At 70.7% G+C, this 15,476-nt stretch carries 8 protein-coding genes; all 8 read right to left on the bottom strand.

Annotated features, from left to right (window positions below; genetic code table 11):
* Positions 1 to 54: 54 nt before the first annotated feature.
* From OG252_RS43315 to OG252_RS43280, 8 genes are read right to left on the bottom strand one after another with little or no spacing between them, the layout of a single operon-like run.
* Positions 55 to 3,183, bottom strand: a complete 3,129-nt coding sequence (locus OG252_RS43315) for an alpha-N-acetylglucosaminidase TIM-barrel domain-containing protein (RefSeq protein ID WP_329343057.1) — start codon at positions 3,181 to 3,183, stop codon at positions 55 to 57.
* Between the two features lie 22 nt (positions 3,184 to 3,205).
* The gene (locus tag OG252_RS43310; RefSeq protein ID WP_266444374.1) at positions 3,206 to 4,102 is read right to left on the bottom strand and encodes a beta-glucosidase; all 897 of its coding nucleotides are present in this window, start codon (positions 4,100 to 4,102) and stop codon (positions 3,206 to 3,208) included.
* Positions 4,099 to 5,043, bottom strand: coding sequence for a hypothetical protein (locus OG252_RS43305; RefSeq protein ID WP_329345350.1), 945 nt, complete (start codon positions 5,041 to 5,043; stop codon positions 4,099 to 4,101). Before OG252_RS43305 ends, OG252_RS43310 begins: the two co-directional genes overlap by 4 nt.
* A gap of 5 nt (positions 5,044 to 5,048) precedes the next feature.
* Entirely contained in the window at positions 5,049 to 6,497 is a 1,449-nt protein-coding gene (locus OG252_RS43300) for an alpha-L-fucosidase (RefSeq protein WP_329343054.1), read from the bottom strand.
* An 11-nt stretch (positions 6,498 to 6,508) separates the two neighbouring features.
* Positions 6,509 to 8,635, bottom strand: a complete 2,127-nt coding sequence (locus OG252_RS43295; protein ID WP_329343052.1) for a GDSL-type esterase/lipase family protein — start codon at positions 8,633 to 8,635, stop codon at positions 6,509 to 6,511.
* A gap of 11 nt (positions 8,636 to 8,646) precedes the next feature.
* Entirely contained in the window at positions 8,647 to 9,876 is a 1,230-nt protein-coding gene (locus OG252_RS43290) for an SGNH/GDSL hydrolase family protein (protein WP_329343050.1), read from the bottom strand.
* Between the two features lie 9 nt (positions 9,877 to 9,885).
* Positions 9,886 to 11,844, bottom strand: coding sequence for a TIM-barrel domain-containing protein (locus OG252_RS43285; protein WP_329343048.1), 1,959 nt, complete (start codon positions 11,842 to 11,844; stop codon positions 9,886 to 9,888).
* A gap of 8 nt (positions 11,845 to 11,852) precedes the next feature.
* The gene (locus OG252_RS43280; protein ID WP_329343046.1) at positions 11,853 to 15,452 is read right to left on the bottom strand and encodes a beta-galactosidase; all 3,600 of its coding nucleotides are present in this window, start codon (positions 15,450 to 15,452) and stop codon (positions 11,853 to 11,855) included.
* Between the last annotated feature and the right edge of the window lie 24 nt (positions 15,453 to 15,476).

Genomic DNA, 15,476 nt, shown 5'->3' with positions numbered 1-15,476 from the left:
GCCCCGCTGAGCCGGAACCGCGGAATGCGGCCCCGGCCAGGGCGGCTCGTCCGCTCAGTCGACGGAGAAGTCCTCGAAACCGGCGATCCCGCGGGTGCCGGTCCAGCCGTTGGCGGCCGTCATGAAGACGCCGATGTCCTGGGTGTCGGCGACGCCGCCCGGGGTGGCGGTGCCGACCTTGGTCCAGGAGACGCCGTCCCGGCTGCACTCGCCGGTGTACGTGTCGCCGGAGCGCGTCAGCCGCAGATGCACCGGGGCGGCCAGGGAGCCGGCCAGTTCGATGGCGTCGAACTGGCCGTTGCCGTCGGAGTCCCAGGACAGCGCGCAGCCGTTGGACGGCGTCACCGCCAGATTGACGTAGCCGGCCGAGCCTCTGTCGTTCTCGGAGAGGTCGTCGCGGACGACCAGCCCGGCGCGGGCCCAGCCGCCGGTGGTGTCCTGTGAGGTGACCTTGACCGTGGCGGTCGAGGACGACCCCAAGGCGGCGGCCCGGTAGACCGTGCCGAACTCGTTGGTGCCGCCCCACAGGTCGGCGCCCGCACCCTCGATGGCGATCGCGTCCCCCGACTGGCCGAAGACCGCGTCGTTGAAGGAGGCGGTGCGGTAGGGCTCGCCCACTCCGGTGCCCGCCATCAGACGGACGGACGCCGTGGCCGCGCCGCGCGTGCCGCCGCTCCGGTAGGACGCGCTCACCGGTACCCGGGAGATCAGCGCGCCGGTGGCCTGGGTGAGGGTGACCGTGAAGGTCGCCGAGAAGGTCTCGCCCGGGGCGACCGACGCCGTGGTGGTCGTGCCGGCCGGCTCGGCGGTCATGCCCTCCGGCGCGTCGAGGGACAGCGTCACGTCCGTCGCAGGACCGAAGCCGTTGCGGTTGGTGAACGCCAGGGTGACCGTGACCGGGCGGCCCTCCGCCACCGCGCCCCGGTCGGCGGACGCGGTCAGCGTCACCTGGTCCGGATTGGCGGCCAGGGTGTCCCGGACCTGCCGGGCCAGCTTGTGGACGTCGCCCGACGTCTTCACCGGGTAGCTGTCGTGCTGGTGGGCCCAGCGGTCCTCCAGTGCGAACCAGTCGATCTCGGTGGGCTCCCGGCCGTCCGCGAGAGCGGCGGACAAGTCGGAGAAGTACGTCTTCCAGCGCGTGTGGTAGAGGCCGCCGACCAGCCCCGCCCATTCCCGGTTGGCGTAGTCGTGCAGCCCTTCCTCACTGCTCTCCCGGCCGCCCCAGGTGGTGATGATCGACCGTGCGTCGTACTCCAGTTGGTCCTTCTCGGCCTGGGTGCCGCCCCAGGACCGGGCGTCGGCCAGCCACCGTCCGAGCAGGTGCTGCGGGGACGTGGCCAGCACCTTGTCCATCAGCTTCATCCAGCTGAGCCAGGTCTTGGTGAGCCGGTCGAAGCCGGCCCGGTCCCCGGCCTCGTACGCCGCCTTGATCCGGGGCAGCAGCACGCGGCTGCGGTTGGACAGCACCTGACGGGTCACGTCGGCGAGGTCGTAGGCGTAGGCGGAGCTGTCGCGCAGGCGCGGCGCGACCTGGAGCAGTTCGGTGAGGGCCGCGTCGAAGGCCGTGGTGTCGTAGCGGTCGGCCTCCGGGCCCCAGGCGGCGGCCTTGTTGGCGCCCAGGCTCGGCCGGGCACCGAACAGCCCGTCGGGCGCCTCGCTCCACGCGTCCTTGCGGGTCATGTTGTACGCGGTGTCGCGGATCGTCTTCCAGGCGGCGACGGCGTGCGGGTCCTCGCCTCCGTACCGGGACACGGCGTACGCGGCGAACCAGTCGTCGAGGTCGATGGTGCCGGGTGTCCACGCCAGGTCGGTGAGGAGCGCGAGCGCGGGCGCGTTGTTGTCGGCGGCCTCCGGCATCGCCGCGATACCGGCGAGGGCGCTGCCTTCCTTGTCACGCCACTTGGGGTACTGCTCCACCCAGTCCGGGGCGTTGGCGCCCATCGGAGTGTGGCCGCCGAAGTTCCAGATGCTGCCGAAGGCGTACGGGGTGCCGCCCCAGTCGCTCTCCCGGTCGGTGACCGTGGTGTAGCGGTCGGACAGGCCGTCCACGATCAGCATCCGGGACTTGTCGACCCCGTCGAGCAGCGCCTTGGACGGGTTGGACTGCCAGCCCAGGATGGACCAGATCGCGCCCGGGTGGGCTTTCTGGAGCGCCCCTTCGACGGCTGCCGCGGCCTCGTCCACCGGGACGTCACCGGGGTTGCCGCCCTCGTGCAGCAGGTCCATCTTGTACATCGTGCTGTCGCCGAACCGCTCCGACTGGGCCCGGTAGAAGGCGGCGGACACCTCGTCGAAGGCCGTGGTGCGCGGGTCGAGCCAGTCGGGCCGTTTGAAGGCGCCCCAGTCGCCCTGGGGGACCACGGCCGCGTCCCCGCCGTGTTTGGCCACGAAGTCGTCCGGCACGGTGCCGAAGTAGCCGGGCAGCACCGGTGTCATGCCCAGCTCGCGCACCCGGTCGGTGATGCTCCGCGCGAGGTCGGCCCTGCGCTCGATGAGTCGCCGGGACACCGGACCGCCGAACCCCGACATGTTCTGCAGCAGCCACCACGGCTGATGGGCCGGTGCCGGGATCCATGCCCGCATCTCGGTGTCGGAGTAGCCGAACTGCCGGAAGGTGTCGTAGTAGACGGCGTCGCCGCCGGTGTAGACCAGCACCCGGTTGATGCCGTGCAGCGCGAGCACGTCCAGCTCGCGCTCCCACGCGTCCCAGTCCCGGTAGGGGCCGGTGTAGCCGTCGTTGGTGTCGTTGAGGGCGAACCGGTGCGGCACGTTCGCCGATCCGGTGATCTCCCCTTCGGGGGCGGGCAGCGACCTGGGGAGGTTCAGCTGTTCGCCGTTCCAGGAGATGTCGGCCTTCGCCACCCGCGCGAGATAGGTGTTGAGGCCGGTGAGCAGCACCGCCGGGCTGGTGCCCTCCACGGTGATCGCCCCGGCGCGACCGGTGACGAGGAACCGGTCGGCGCTGCCGCCGTCCAGCGCGCGCAGCGTCACCTGCCGGTGGTGGTCGGGCAGCAGCCGTCGCAGGGCGACCGATGCGGGGGTCGTGTCGAACGGCTTCGCGACCGCGTCCGCAGCCGCTGGTGCGGCATGGGCACCTGGCGGCGGCGTCAGCAGCACCACTGAGCCGAACGCGGCCGCCCCGGTCAGCAGGCGTCTGCGGCTGAGGTGTTGGTTGCCTGTCATGGATGTCCTCTCAAAACTCGGTTCAGGCGACGGTCATCGCGAAGATGTGCAGAGCGGGACCACCGCTCGGCAGGCCGTCGCTGACCTTCGGCAGCACGACGGAGTGCAGTTCCTTGTTCTCCAGCTCGACGCCGAAGGTGTAGAGGCTGACCGGGTTGTTGTCCTGGCCCGAGGGTGTGTTGCGGTACGGCAGGACCACCGCGGCCGCGGGGTTCGCCCAGTACCAGTCGGGGACGTCGACGGAGAATGCCTGCTCCGTGCCGTCCGCGTACACGACCTTCCCGGGCCCCTTGCCGTCGCCCCAGGTGGAGGTGCCAAGGAAGGCCAGCCGCGAGCCGGTGCCGGACAGCCGTACGGTCTGCCCCGAGGACACCACGTTGTCCTTGGCCCCGGGCTCGGTGTCCGGCCAGGTGAAGGTCGTCCCGCCGTAGGTGACCGCAGCTCCGGGAGTCAGGCCGACCGAGGCCAGCGCCTCGGCGGACAGGCTGGAACGCGAGCCGTCGATGTCTGCGATGGTGGTGGCGTCGTCGGAGGAGATGCCGGCGTTGTCGAAGGCACCGGCCAGCGACCTGTACGGCAGTTTCAGCGACGAGGTCGCGCGGGTGCAGTCGGATCCGTCCTCGTGCACGTCGAAGAGCGCGTGCGCGATGCAGGGGACCACTCCCTCGGCCTCGTCGGGGAGCCTGGTCTTCCAGGTGCGGGTCACCGACTTGCCGGGCGCCACCTTGCCGAGCACTGAGGACGACTGGCCGGCACCGCCCACGGACAGATACAGCACCGTGCCGCGCAGCGCGATCCGCGTGGTGTTGGTGAGCTCCGCCGTCAGTGTCACCGCCTGACCGGGCTCAGGGGCGGGCGGCTCGACGGTGATCGAGACGGGCGGGGTGAGGAAGTCCTGCTCGGGACGGTAGGTGTTCATGGCCCCTCCGCGGTGAAGTGGTCGAACACGGCTTGGACCCTCGTGCCCGGATAGTTGAGGTTCACGGCGCTCGCCACCACGCCGGCGTCCATGACGCCACTCGCGGAGGGGACGTTCACGCTCGCGATCTCGCTCCAGGAAAGGCCGTTGTTGACGCTGGAGTATGCGGTGTACGTGGTGCCGTCACGGACCAGGCGCAGCCAGGCGGGGTGGGTCGAACCGCCGCCGCCGGCCCAGGTGTCGAGTCGCCCGTCGCCGTCGCTGTCGGTCATGAACTCCAGGCCGAACGACTTCGACATGGTGAGGACCGCGTAGCCACCCTTCTCCGGGGCGGTGAGGTCGTTGGCGACGGCGATGCCGTACTTGGCGGTGGGGTTGTCGCTGCCGGTGAGGCTGACCGTCTTGACCTGCACCACGCTCGACTCGGCGGCGGAGCCGGGAAGGAGGATGCCCCCCTTCTCGTCGGTGCCGCCGGAGAAGTCGCGGCCGCCCGCCCAGATCACCAACTGGCTGCCGTACTGGCCGAATTCGGCGTCGTCGGTGGTGGCGAACGTCCGGTACGGGTCCCGCACCCCGTTGGGCTCGTAGGGCACCGTGACCGTCTTCGCGGACCGCGCGCAGTCGCTGCTGCGGCCGTCGACGTCGAAGACCACGTGCGCGGTGAACGACACGTTCCCGGCCACGTCGGCCGGCATCGCCGTCTCCCAGCGCCGGGTCGTCTTGGCGCCGCGCCGCAGGTCGCCGAGCGGGATGGTCTTCGCCGCCGTGGTGGCGCCGGGGTTGATCAGGTGGAGCACGGCGTTGCGGAGCGGGAAGGGGCAGTCGTTGGTGAGGACCGCGGTGGCGGTGACCGTGTCACCACCGGCCGGCTCGGCGGGTTCCGTGGTGACGGTGAGCGTGGGCCCCAGGGTGTCGAACCGGGTGTCGTCGGAGATTCCCATGCCGGTCACCGGGCCCAGTCGACGGTGAAGACGTTGGCGATGTCGCTGGGCAGGGAGGACGGGACGGTGATGTTGATCTTTCCGTCACCGCGGGTCCACCTCAGACTCCCGCTCGTGCCGAGCAGCCGGATCCGGGAAGTGGCGCTGATGGGGATGTCGCCCGGCACCGAGAGGGTGCCGCTTGGCGCCCCCAGCACGATGATGTTGAACTTGCCCGGGGAGACGGTGTAGCGGATGCCGAGCGAGCTGCCTTCCTCCTCCGCCCGCACCCAGGGCGTCGACCCGTAGATCGCCGGACCGTTGACCTTCAGCCAGGCACCGATGTCCCGCAGCCGCTCCTGCATGATCTCGGGGATCGTGCCGTCCGGCCTGGGACCGATGTTGAGCAGCAGGTTGCCGTTCTTGCTGACCACGTCGGCGAGCAGCCGGATCAGGAACTCGGAGGTCTTGTAGTCCTCGTCCGGCTCGTGCTTGTTGTAGCCCCAGGAGTAGCCCATGGTCATGCAGCACTCCCACTTCTGCGGATCCATCGTGGGGTTGGTGCGCTGCTCGTACGTCGCGAAGTCGAAGTGGGTGTCGAACCGGTCGTTGATCACCACGCCCTTGGGGTACTTACGGTTCTTGGCCTGGTTGTAGTAGTGGGCCAGGGGTTCTTCGCTGCGCCACGGCGGTTCGCCGGTGGGCCGGAACCACTGTCCGTCCGCCCACAGCAGCTCCGGGTCGTAGCGGTCGATGATCTCGTAGAGCTGCTTGAGCTCGTAGTCGCCTATGTAGTCCTCGACCGGCTGGTAGCCGGTCATCGGGATTTCCTCGTCGGTGTAGAAGTTGCGCATCGGCCGGCCGATCGCCGGGTTGAAGTACTCGCCGAGCGAGTAGTACAGGCCCGGGCGCACGGTGCCGCGCTTGCGGGCCGCGGTCATCAGCTCACCGACGAGGTCACGCTTCGGGCCGTACGCCACGGAGTGACGGTCCGTCACCTCGCTGGGGTAGAGGGCGAATCCGTCGTGGTGCTTGCTGGTCAGCGCGAAGTACTCGGCGCCCGCCTGCTCGAACAGCTTCACCCAGGCGTCGGGATCGTACTTCTCGGCCTTGAACTGCGGGATCAGGTCGTCGTAGGTGACGTCCTCGCCGTAGGTGTCACGGTGGTACTTCCACTCGGCGGAGTCCTTGGTGCTCTGGTACCACAGGTACCACTCGGAGGCGCTTCTCGGCGTCGCGCCGGCGATCACCGAGTAGATGCCCCAGTGGACGAAGATGCCGAACTTGGCGTCCTTGTACCAGCGCGGCACGGGATGGGTGTCGAGGGATGCCTTGGTGGGCTGGTAGTCGGGTATGCCGGGGACCCCGGACACAGCGCCCTGCGCGAGCGCCTGGGCGGTTCCGGGCGGGGCGAGCAGCACCGCGCCGCCGAGGGCGGCCGCGGTGGTCATGAAGTGCCTGCGGTCGACTGCCATGGATGTGCCTTTCACTCGTGCGAGGAGAAGGAGTCGAAGAGCGCTGTCGTGATCTGGCCGGGGTAGTTGAGGTTGACGGCGCTCGCGACCAGCCCGGCGTCGCCGGTGCCGCTCGCGGACGGCACGGTGGCGGTGGCGACCTGCTGCCAGGCGGTGCCGTCGGAGCTCGCGTACGCGGTGTAGGCGGTGCCGTCGCGGACGAGCTTCAGCCAGGCGGGGTGGTACGAACTGCCGCCGCCGGCCCAGGTGTCGAGCTTCCCGTCGCCGTCGCTGTCGGTCAGGAACTCCAGTCCGAACTGAGCGGACATGGTGAGCACCGCGTAACCGCCCGCCTCGGGCGCGGTGAGGTCGTTGGCCACGGCGATCCCCGCCTTGGCGGAGGGGCCGCTGCCGGTCTGGCCGACGACCCGGGCGGCCACCGTGCCGGACGGCGGCGCGGCGTCGGCGAGGTAGACCGCCGCCTTCTCGTCCTTCCAGCCGGACAGGTCCTGGCCGCCCGCCCAGATGGCGAACTGGTCGCCGTTCTGGGCGTATTGGGGCTGCTCGGTGGTGGTGGCGGTCGTCAGGTACGGCGCCCGCACCTCGGAGGGAGCGGGGGTCACCGTCGCGTCCACGCTGTCGGAGTCGTGCCGTGTGCGGCCGTCCTGGACGAAGGACGTGCGTACGCCGACCTCGTGGGTGCCCCAGGCCGCGTCGGCCGCGGGGGTCACCGTCCAGGTGGCGGTGGCGCTGTTGCCCGGGGCGAGGGAGCGGATCCGCGTGCTGCCCGCCGGTTCGGCGGTCCAGCCGTCGGGGAGATCGAGGCGCGTGCTGACCTGGGTGACCGCCCTGGGGCCGGTGTTGGTGACGGTCGCGGTGATCTCCGAACCCTTGCCACCGGCCTGCAGGCTCGGCTGGTACGGGGTGAGCCGGACGCGCGCCGACGGGCAGTCGCGGGCCGCCCCGAGGGTGGTGAGGTCGACGGCGTCGGCGAACGCCTTCATGCCGGTGCCGTTCGGGTGCAGGTGGTCACCGGAGTCGAAGGCGGCGCCGTAACGGGTGGGGTCGTCCGGGTCCCGTACCGCCTTGTCGAAGTCGGCGTAGTCGTCGAAGACACCACCGTCGCGTACGAACGCGTTGACCTTCTGCCGGTCGGCCTCCTTGGCCTCGGTCCACCAGTCGCCCCAGCCGCGGTACGGGACGACGGTCGCGCCGATCAGTCGCAGACCGCGGGCGTGCACGCGCCGGGCGATCTCCTTCATGCCGTCGATCACCTGGTCGGCGGTGGCGCCGCCCCAGCTGAGGTCGTTGACGCCCTCGAAGAGGATCACCGTCCGGGCGCCCGGCTGTGACAGCACGTCGCGTTCCAGCCGGGCCGGCGCCGACGGGTTGCCGTCGGTCCCGGCCGTGATCCGGTTGCCGCTGATGCCCTCGTTCAGCACTCCGGCGGTGGACGAGCAGACCGCCAGCCGCCCCGCCAGGTAGTCGGGCCAGCGCCGGTTGGCGTTCGCCGTGGAGGACGCCCCGTCGGTGATCGAGTCGCCGAGCGCCACCACGGCGCCCGCCGCGTCACCGCCCTGTACGTCGACACCGGTCAGGAACGGGAACGTGGAGTCGGTCCTGGTGAAGGCGTCCCCTTCGGGGTCCGAGGCGTGGTCGCCGCCGCCGTCGGGCGTCCAGTAGACGGTCTGGAGGCCCATCCAGTGCTGGCTGATGTGGGTCAGCCGGCCGGGGAAGTACAGGCTCACGACCAGGTCGCTGCGGGCGGGCACGGTGAGCCGGACCTGATCACTGGCCGCCTGCTCGCCGGCCGGGATCGTCACCTCGCTCTTCCCGCCGAACCGAAGCTGCTGCGGCTTCGTGACGGCGGAACCGCCATCCCGAAGTCCGACCGTCGCGTGCCCGATCGTCACCGGCTCGGTGGTGAAGTCATTGGTCAGGCGGATGCGCACGCTCGAACCGCCCGCGCTCACCCGCACCGGAATCCGTACCGTCACCTCGGAGGTGCCCGGGTCGTACGCGGCGTGCTGGGCGGTCGCCCAGGTCCCCGTCCACTTCCCCTGTGCCGCCTCGGCCGGCGACGCCGCCGGGAGCGACAGCCCTGCCAGTACGGCCGCCATGGCCGTGGCCAGGGCCGCCAGTCTTCGGTGTCCAAGCACTGCGGTCCTCCTCAGGAACAGCCGCGGCCGAGGCCGAGGCCGAGCGACGTCAGGTCGATGGAGTCGGCGAAGGCCTTCATCCCGGCGTCATTGGGGTGGAGGTGGTCACCGGAGTCGTAGGCGGCACCCAGCCGACGCGGATCCGCCGGATCCCGTACGGCCGCGTCGAAGTCGGCGTGGTCGTCGAAGACCCCGCCCGAGTCCCGCACGAACGCGTTGACCTGCTGCCGCCGGGCCTCCGTCTCCTCGCTCCAGCCGCCCCAGGTGAAGTCCTTGTACGGGGTGATCGTGGCGCCGACGACCCGCATCCCGCGCTGGTGCGCCCGGTCCGCGATCTCCGTCATCCCGGCGATGATCTGCTCGGCACTCGCCCCGCCGAGATCGTTGATGCCTTCGAAGAGGACCAGGGTCCTGGCCCCCGGCTGGGAGAGCACGTCCCGTTCGAGGCGGTCGAGGGCGGAGGGGTTGGTCGCGGTCCCGGCGGTGATCCGGTTGCTGGTGATGCCCGCGTTGAGCACGCCGGCGCCGGGCCGGCAGGCGTTGAGGCGGGCGGACAGCAGGTCGGGCCAGCGCTGGTTGGTGTCCGCCGTCGAGAAGGACCCGTCGGTGATCGAGTCGCCGAGCGCCACCACCGATCCGGTCCTCGGCGCGGTCACATCGACGCCGCTGAGGAAGGGCCAGCTGGTGGTGGTCCAAGTGAAGGCGTCACCGGCGGTGTCGGCCGCGTGGTCGCCCGCCCCGTAGTCCGTCCAGTACACGGTCTGCTGCGCCCACCAGTGATCGGTGATGTGCGTGACCTGGCCGGGCAGATGGAGGCTGACCACCAGGTCGGCCAGGGCCGGCACGGAGAGTCCGACCGGATCGCTGACCGCCTGGCCGCCCGCCGGGATGGTGACCGCGCGTTTCCCGCCGAACCGCAGGTCGTACGGGCGGGCCACGGCGGAGCCGCCGTCGCGCAGGCCCACGGTCGCGTGCCCGATCGTCACCGGGTCGGTGGCGTAGGCGTTGGTCAGCCGGATGCGCACGGATGAGCCGCCGACGCTGGTGTGCACCGGCATCCGTACCGTCACCTCGGACATCCCCGAGACTTCGTAGTGCTCGCTGGCCGCCGTCGCCCAAGTTCCCGTCCAGCCGCGCCGATCGTCCTGCTGGCCGCCGGCCTCGGCGGGTGCCGTCGTGCCCGCCACGACGGCGGCGACCGCCAGGAGCAGAGCCGCGAGTCTGCCGCGTATCGCGTGCATGTGCCGCCCCTACCGTTCCGCGCCGGTGTGCGCGAGCGCCTGGTACGCCTTGGTGGCGCCCTTGGCCTTGAGGTTCACGAACGCCGGGGTCACCCCGAGCGGGGCCGCGTATCCCTTGAGCGTCACGGGACCGCGGACGACCTTGCCGTTGGTGACGTCACGCCACGTTCTGGAGCACAGGATGAGGTTGCTTGCCTGCGATCGCACACGCGGGCGGTTTAGCTCGATGGTGTGATCGTTAGCTTTTGATCTTGCGCTGTCCCGAACGGGCCGGGGTAGCGTGGCGACACGATCTGGGACGCCGGGTGCGGTGTCAGCGTGCGGGGCCCCTGCTCCACCGGAGTGATGGTTCAGGGCCTCCCTGCCGCTTATGGCCGCATCCAAAGGGCCAGGTCGTGAGGGACTCCGCCCTTCTGGGACCGGACCACGGACAGGATCCGTGTCGCCGCCTGGTTGCGAAAGCGGACGACCAGTGCGCCCAAGACCGTTTGGGGCGTGCCGGTGAGCGGGGTCACGCTTGCTCACTGCCCAGGAACGGTAACCGATCGTCGGGACCGCCAAGCTGGATGAGACAGCCGGGCGCAGCCCGGCGAAGGTGGTCGGCTTGTCGGCCGTGCGCGTGGCGAAGCCCTTGGACTGCGCGGCGTTCCACGCGACCCGTAACCCGGCCCCCTGCTGGTCGAACTCGTCGGCCAGCTCGGTGCCGTTCTTCACGTAGTCGGCGCGGGTCGCCCCCGGATAGGGGGCGCACCGGTCGTCGAAGAAGGCGGTGTCGAACTTGAACCCGGCGACCCCCAACTCGCCTGTCTGCGCCCGGAGATCGTCGGTGTACCACTGCCGGGCGGCCGGGTTCGCCAGGTCGATCAGCCCGGTCTGGCGGCCGTTCCACCAGGTGAACAGGCACGGTTTGGACGGGTCGGACGGGTCCTTCAGCAGATAGCCGTTGTCGACGGCTTCGGAGAAGTTGGCGGCGGTCTCGGGCATGTACAGGCCCGTCCACATGCCCAGGTCGAAGCCGAGGCGGCCGAGTTCCTCCGACAGGGCGGGCAGATCGGGGAAGCGTTCGCCGAAGTCGGCGGCGATCACGCTCTCCTCGATCTGCACCGCGTGCCCGCGCAGTCCGGCGCCGGCCAGCGCGCGGGCCCAGTCGAGGATGTTCTCCTGGGTCTGCTCGCCGTAGAGCTGGGCCCAGGAGTTCCACAGCGGGGTGGCGTACTGCTCGTAGGAGGTGTCGGAGCGCTCGGGCCTGCCGACCAGCGCGATGTGGTCGCGGTACACCTCGGCGGGGGTGTCCTCGACGAACACCGTGGAGGCGGCGGGCCGGTCCCCGGTGACGGTGAACTCGCCGAGCCCGTTGCCACCGGAGTTGATCCGCACGTCCATCGGGTCGTTCGTGTGCGCCCGCAGCCCGGTGGCACTGGAGGTGTACCAGAAGGGGGAAACCACCTGGTACGAGGCCGGACTGAACCCGGTGTCCACCAGTTGCCCGGAGTCGAGCGGCCACGGCTGGACGGTCTGGTCGCTGTTCTCGCCGTGCCCGTACCAGTGCCCGGCGCTGTTCAGGTCGTACGCCGTGCTGAGCGCGTCGGCCTGTGCGCCCGACAGGGACCAGTTCATGTCGTACCGGTCGGAGCGCAGGGTGATCCGCAGATCTACGGTGACGCCGGGCAGGTCGGTGGCGGCGGTGACGCGCAGGGTGTTGCCGTCACGGGTGCTTCCGGTGACCTCCCGGACGATGTGCCAGTCGGCGCCGATCCGGAACCGGAACGCCGCGGGGGCGGTGGCCAGGACGGTCCTGCCCGCCCGCACCGTGGTGAGGGCCAACCGGTCTGTTGTGACGCGCAGTTCGTAGCCTGGCGTCGCGAGGGTGATCGGCCCGGTTTCGGCGGCGGTCGCCGGGGACGCCGTGCCGAGCAGCGGGGCGGCCAGGACCAGCGCCGCCGAGCCGCGTCGGACGGTTCGTGTCACTGCGGGCATCAGGCACCGCCACCGCAGGTCAGCTTGGCGTCGGCCCAGTCGGCGTGGTCCGTGGAGACATCGCCGTCGCCGTCGACCAGCAGGTCCAGCCAACGGGCGCCGGTCACGTCCACGTCGATCGCGGTGCCGCTGTCGGAGCCGTACAGCACCGGGGTGGTGGCGAGGGAGCGGCCGTCGGCGATCGCCTGGAAGGAGACGCTGCCGTTGTCGCCGACCTCGTCGTCCAGCCCGGCGGTCGCGGTGAAGCGGGTGCAGCCGCCGCCGAGATAGACCCGGATCTGGCTGTTGGCGTGCACGCCGAGGCCCTTGGCGTAGGTGGTGCCACCGATGCTCAGAGGGCGCCCGTCGCCCGCCGCGGACTCCCCGTTGGAGGCGTCCTTCTCCACCGGGCCCCAGCCGTTGACCGCCTTGACGAGAGTCAGGTCGCTCACATGGGCGTCGGCGGACAGCCCGGGCGGTGGCACCTGCACGGCCCGTACGCCGGTGACGGTGCCCGGACGACCGGGCTGAGCGAGCGTGGCGGTCGCGGACAGGACGGCGTAGTGGACCGGGGCGCCGGGCGGGGTCACGGTGTAGGCCGCGGTCACCGTGTCGCCGGGCCGGACCCGGGCGAAACGGGTCGTGTCGGCGGTGGTCGCGATCCAGCCGTCGGGGACCTTCAACGCCAGCTCGACGTTCCGGGCGGTCGGCGCGTCCTTCGGCACGCTGAGGGTCACGGGGACCTTGGCGGCGGTGCCGGTGCTCAGGAACGGCTCGGCGTCGACGGTGACTTGGGCGCCTGCCGTCGGCATGGCGTAGGTCTGGGCGTCGTACGAAGGCGCGGCCACCGTGCCGACCTTGATCCCGCCCGCCGAGGCGCCGAGGTCGACGAGCTTCGCGGAACCCGGGCCCGCACCTGCCTCGGTCGACCACACTGCCAGGGCGATGGTGTTGCCGCCCTGCTCGCGCAGGATGCCCTGCGGGATGACGAACCGTGTCTGCGGCCCGGTGTCCGCCAGATAGCGGCCGATCAGCCAGCCGTTCACGAAGATCTGGGCGCGGTAGCCGGTGCCGCCGCCCTCGGCCTCGGCGAGATCGAGTGCGATCGCGTTGTCCTGGCCCTGCGGCAGGTCGAGCCGGGCGGAGGTGCGGTACCAGCGCACGCCGGGTCCGGTCTTCGCGGTCTGACCGGAGAGGGTCGTGCTCTTCCAGCTGCCGTCGGGGTAACCGGCGAGGGACCAACCGGCCCGCTCGCCGTACAGCCCGCCGTTGTTGTACGGGCCCCGGGCGGTGTCGACCGGGTCCTCGCCGCCCCGGCTGCCCTGGATCTTCCAGGTGAGGGTGGAGGCTCCGCCGATCACCTCGGCGCCGAGCAGGCCGCGCGGCTCCTTGGAGTAGTCGTGGCCCCATTCCTCGTTGTGGCCCGCGTTCTCCACGAGGACAGAGAGGACGTTGTCTGTGCTGTCTGCGGCCTTCAGCGTGTCCGCCGGGATGTCGAAGGTGTGCGTGCCGTCGCCGGAGGAGCCGAGGTAGCGGCCGTTGAGCCAGACCGCGTACTGGCCGGTCGGGCCGGTGTTGGCGTTCAGCGCGAGCCCGGTGGCCTGGCCCGTGGTCTTGAACCGGCCGCGATACCAGACGTTGCCGTGGTGATAGCCGTACTCGTCCATCGCGAGGACCGGCAGCGACCCGGCCAGCTCCGGGTTGTTGGCGGTGAGGCGGTCGGCGGTGGTCCAGGTGGTGTCGTCGAAGCCGGGTGCGGCCTCCGGCGCCTCCTCCTTGTACTTCCATGTCGTCAGCGCGGGCAGCTCGACCGGGCGAGGTGCCTGGGTGACGGCGACCTGGCGGCCGTTCCACGTCACCTGCTCGGCGTCCGCGATGACCTCGATCTTCGCGGCCTCGGTGGAATCGCCGGTCAACTTCAGGGTGCCGTCGGCCAGTTCGGCGGTACGGACGAGGGACGGGCCCCGTACGAGGACCGGGCCCGCGGCGGTGTCCTGCCGCCACCAGTGGGCGGTCTCGGCGGTGTCGGCGATCAGCAGTTCCATGCCGTTCACCAGGACCCTGGCCAGGCCCTTGTGGGTGTAGTTCAGCCGCAGGTCGCCGCGTTCGGGGTCCCAGGTGGTGGTGACCTCGCCGTCGAGGACGGTGACCTCGGGCCGCTCGGCGTACCGCAGTACGGTCTCGCCGGCCTCGCCCGCACGCCCGTACAGCAGCGCCACGTCCCGGTCATCGATCCGGGCGTGCGTCATGATCTCCGAGGTGGAGTAGACGAGCCGCTGGTCCTCGCCCAAGTCGTAACCCGCGACGAGGAGTTTGGCGTCCCGGCCGTCGACGGTGATCGTGCCCTGCTGGGGTACGCGCGGGTAGTCGCCGTCCGCGCCCCTCAGCGACAGGGTGGTCTCGTCCTTGTCCTTCACGCGGGTGTCGGCGTGCCGGACGGTGAAGAACTGGGTGCCGTCGTCGGGGTTGACGCGCCGGTCGATGCGCAGGGCGTCGTCGGACGGGACGGGGGCCTCGGCCTTGTCGGTGCGTGCCAGTGGGGTGACGGAGTTGACCATGTAGCCGAGGCGCTTGAACTCCTGGTACTTCTCCGTCAGTTGGCGGGACTCGTTGATCGGGGCCCCGTAGTCGTACGACGTGTAGACCGCGTTGGGGTCGGCGAGCCAGCCCCAGTTGGTGCCGCCGTACGTCATGTAGAAGGACTGGCCGCTCACCCCGGCGGCGATGTTCATCTTGCTGAACACCCGGGTGAAGTCGGTGCCGGTGAGTTTCGCGCAGTCCTGGTATCCGGTGCCGCCCCAGGGGTCGAAGGCGCCGCCCTGTGCCTCCGGGATGATCAGCGGGGACTCGGGCTTCCACTCGTTGACGTACGAGTAGTCGGGCAGGTTCTTCCAGGTGTCGGGGTCCTTGCAGTCGAAGCCCTGCGGGTAGGCGTCGAAGCCGTAGATGTCCGGGGCGCCCTTGCCGCTGACCCAGTTCTGGTTGGCGCCGCCGTCGTTGACGAAGGTCGGGACGTCGATGCCGTCCTCGCGGGCCCAGTCGATCAGGGTCTGCATGTAGTCGGCGTCCTCGCGACCGCCCTGGTACTCGTTCTCGACCTGATAGAGGATCACGTTGCCTGTGCCGCGCGTGAGTTGGTGCCGCGCGATGATCGGGTTGATCCGGCTCATCCACTCCCGGGCCGCCTTCAGGTACTCCGGCTCGGAGGTGCGGTTCACGCCGGCCTGTGTCTTGCGCCAGGCGGGCATGCCGCCGCCGGAGACCTCCGCGTTGATGTACGGACCCGGGCGGGCGATGACGTACAGGCCCGCGCGCTCTGCCTCGTCGAGCAGCCGCTCCACGTCGCGGATGCCGGTGAAGTCGTACGAGCCCGGCTTGGCGGAGTGGTAGCCCCAGTCGAAGTAGAGCGAGACGGCGTTGAATCCGCCCGCCTTGATCTTCTGCAGTACGTCACGCCACGCGTCGGGGCTGGGCAGGCGGAAGTAGTGGAACTCGGCGCCCCAGAGGTACAGGGGTTTGCCGTCGACCTGCACGGAGTACTGGTCGTAGGTGACGGTGTGCGGGGCCTGCGGTTCCGCCTGGACCGGTGCCGCGGCGGCACCGGCGCTGGTCAGGGGCATGACACTCAGTGCCGCGGCGAGCAG

It is taken from the genome of Streptomyces sp. NBC_01352 (assembly GCF_036237295.1).
Lineage (GTDB): Bacteria > Actinomycetota > Actinomycetes > Streptomycetales > Streptomycetaceae > Streptomyces > Streptomyces plumbiresistens.
Note: the sequence above shows the minus strand (reverse complement) of the source record. Positions and strands in the feature narration are given on the sequence as shown.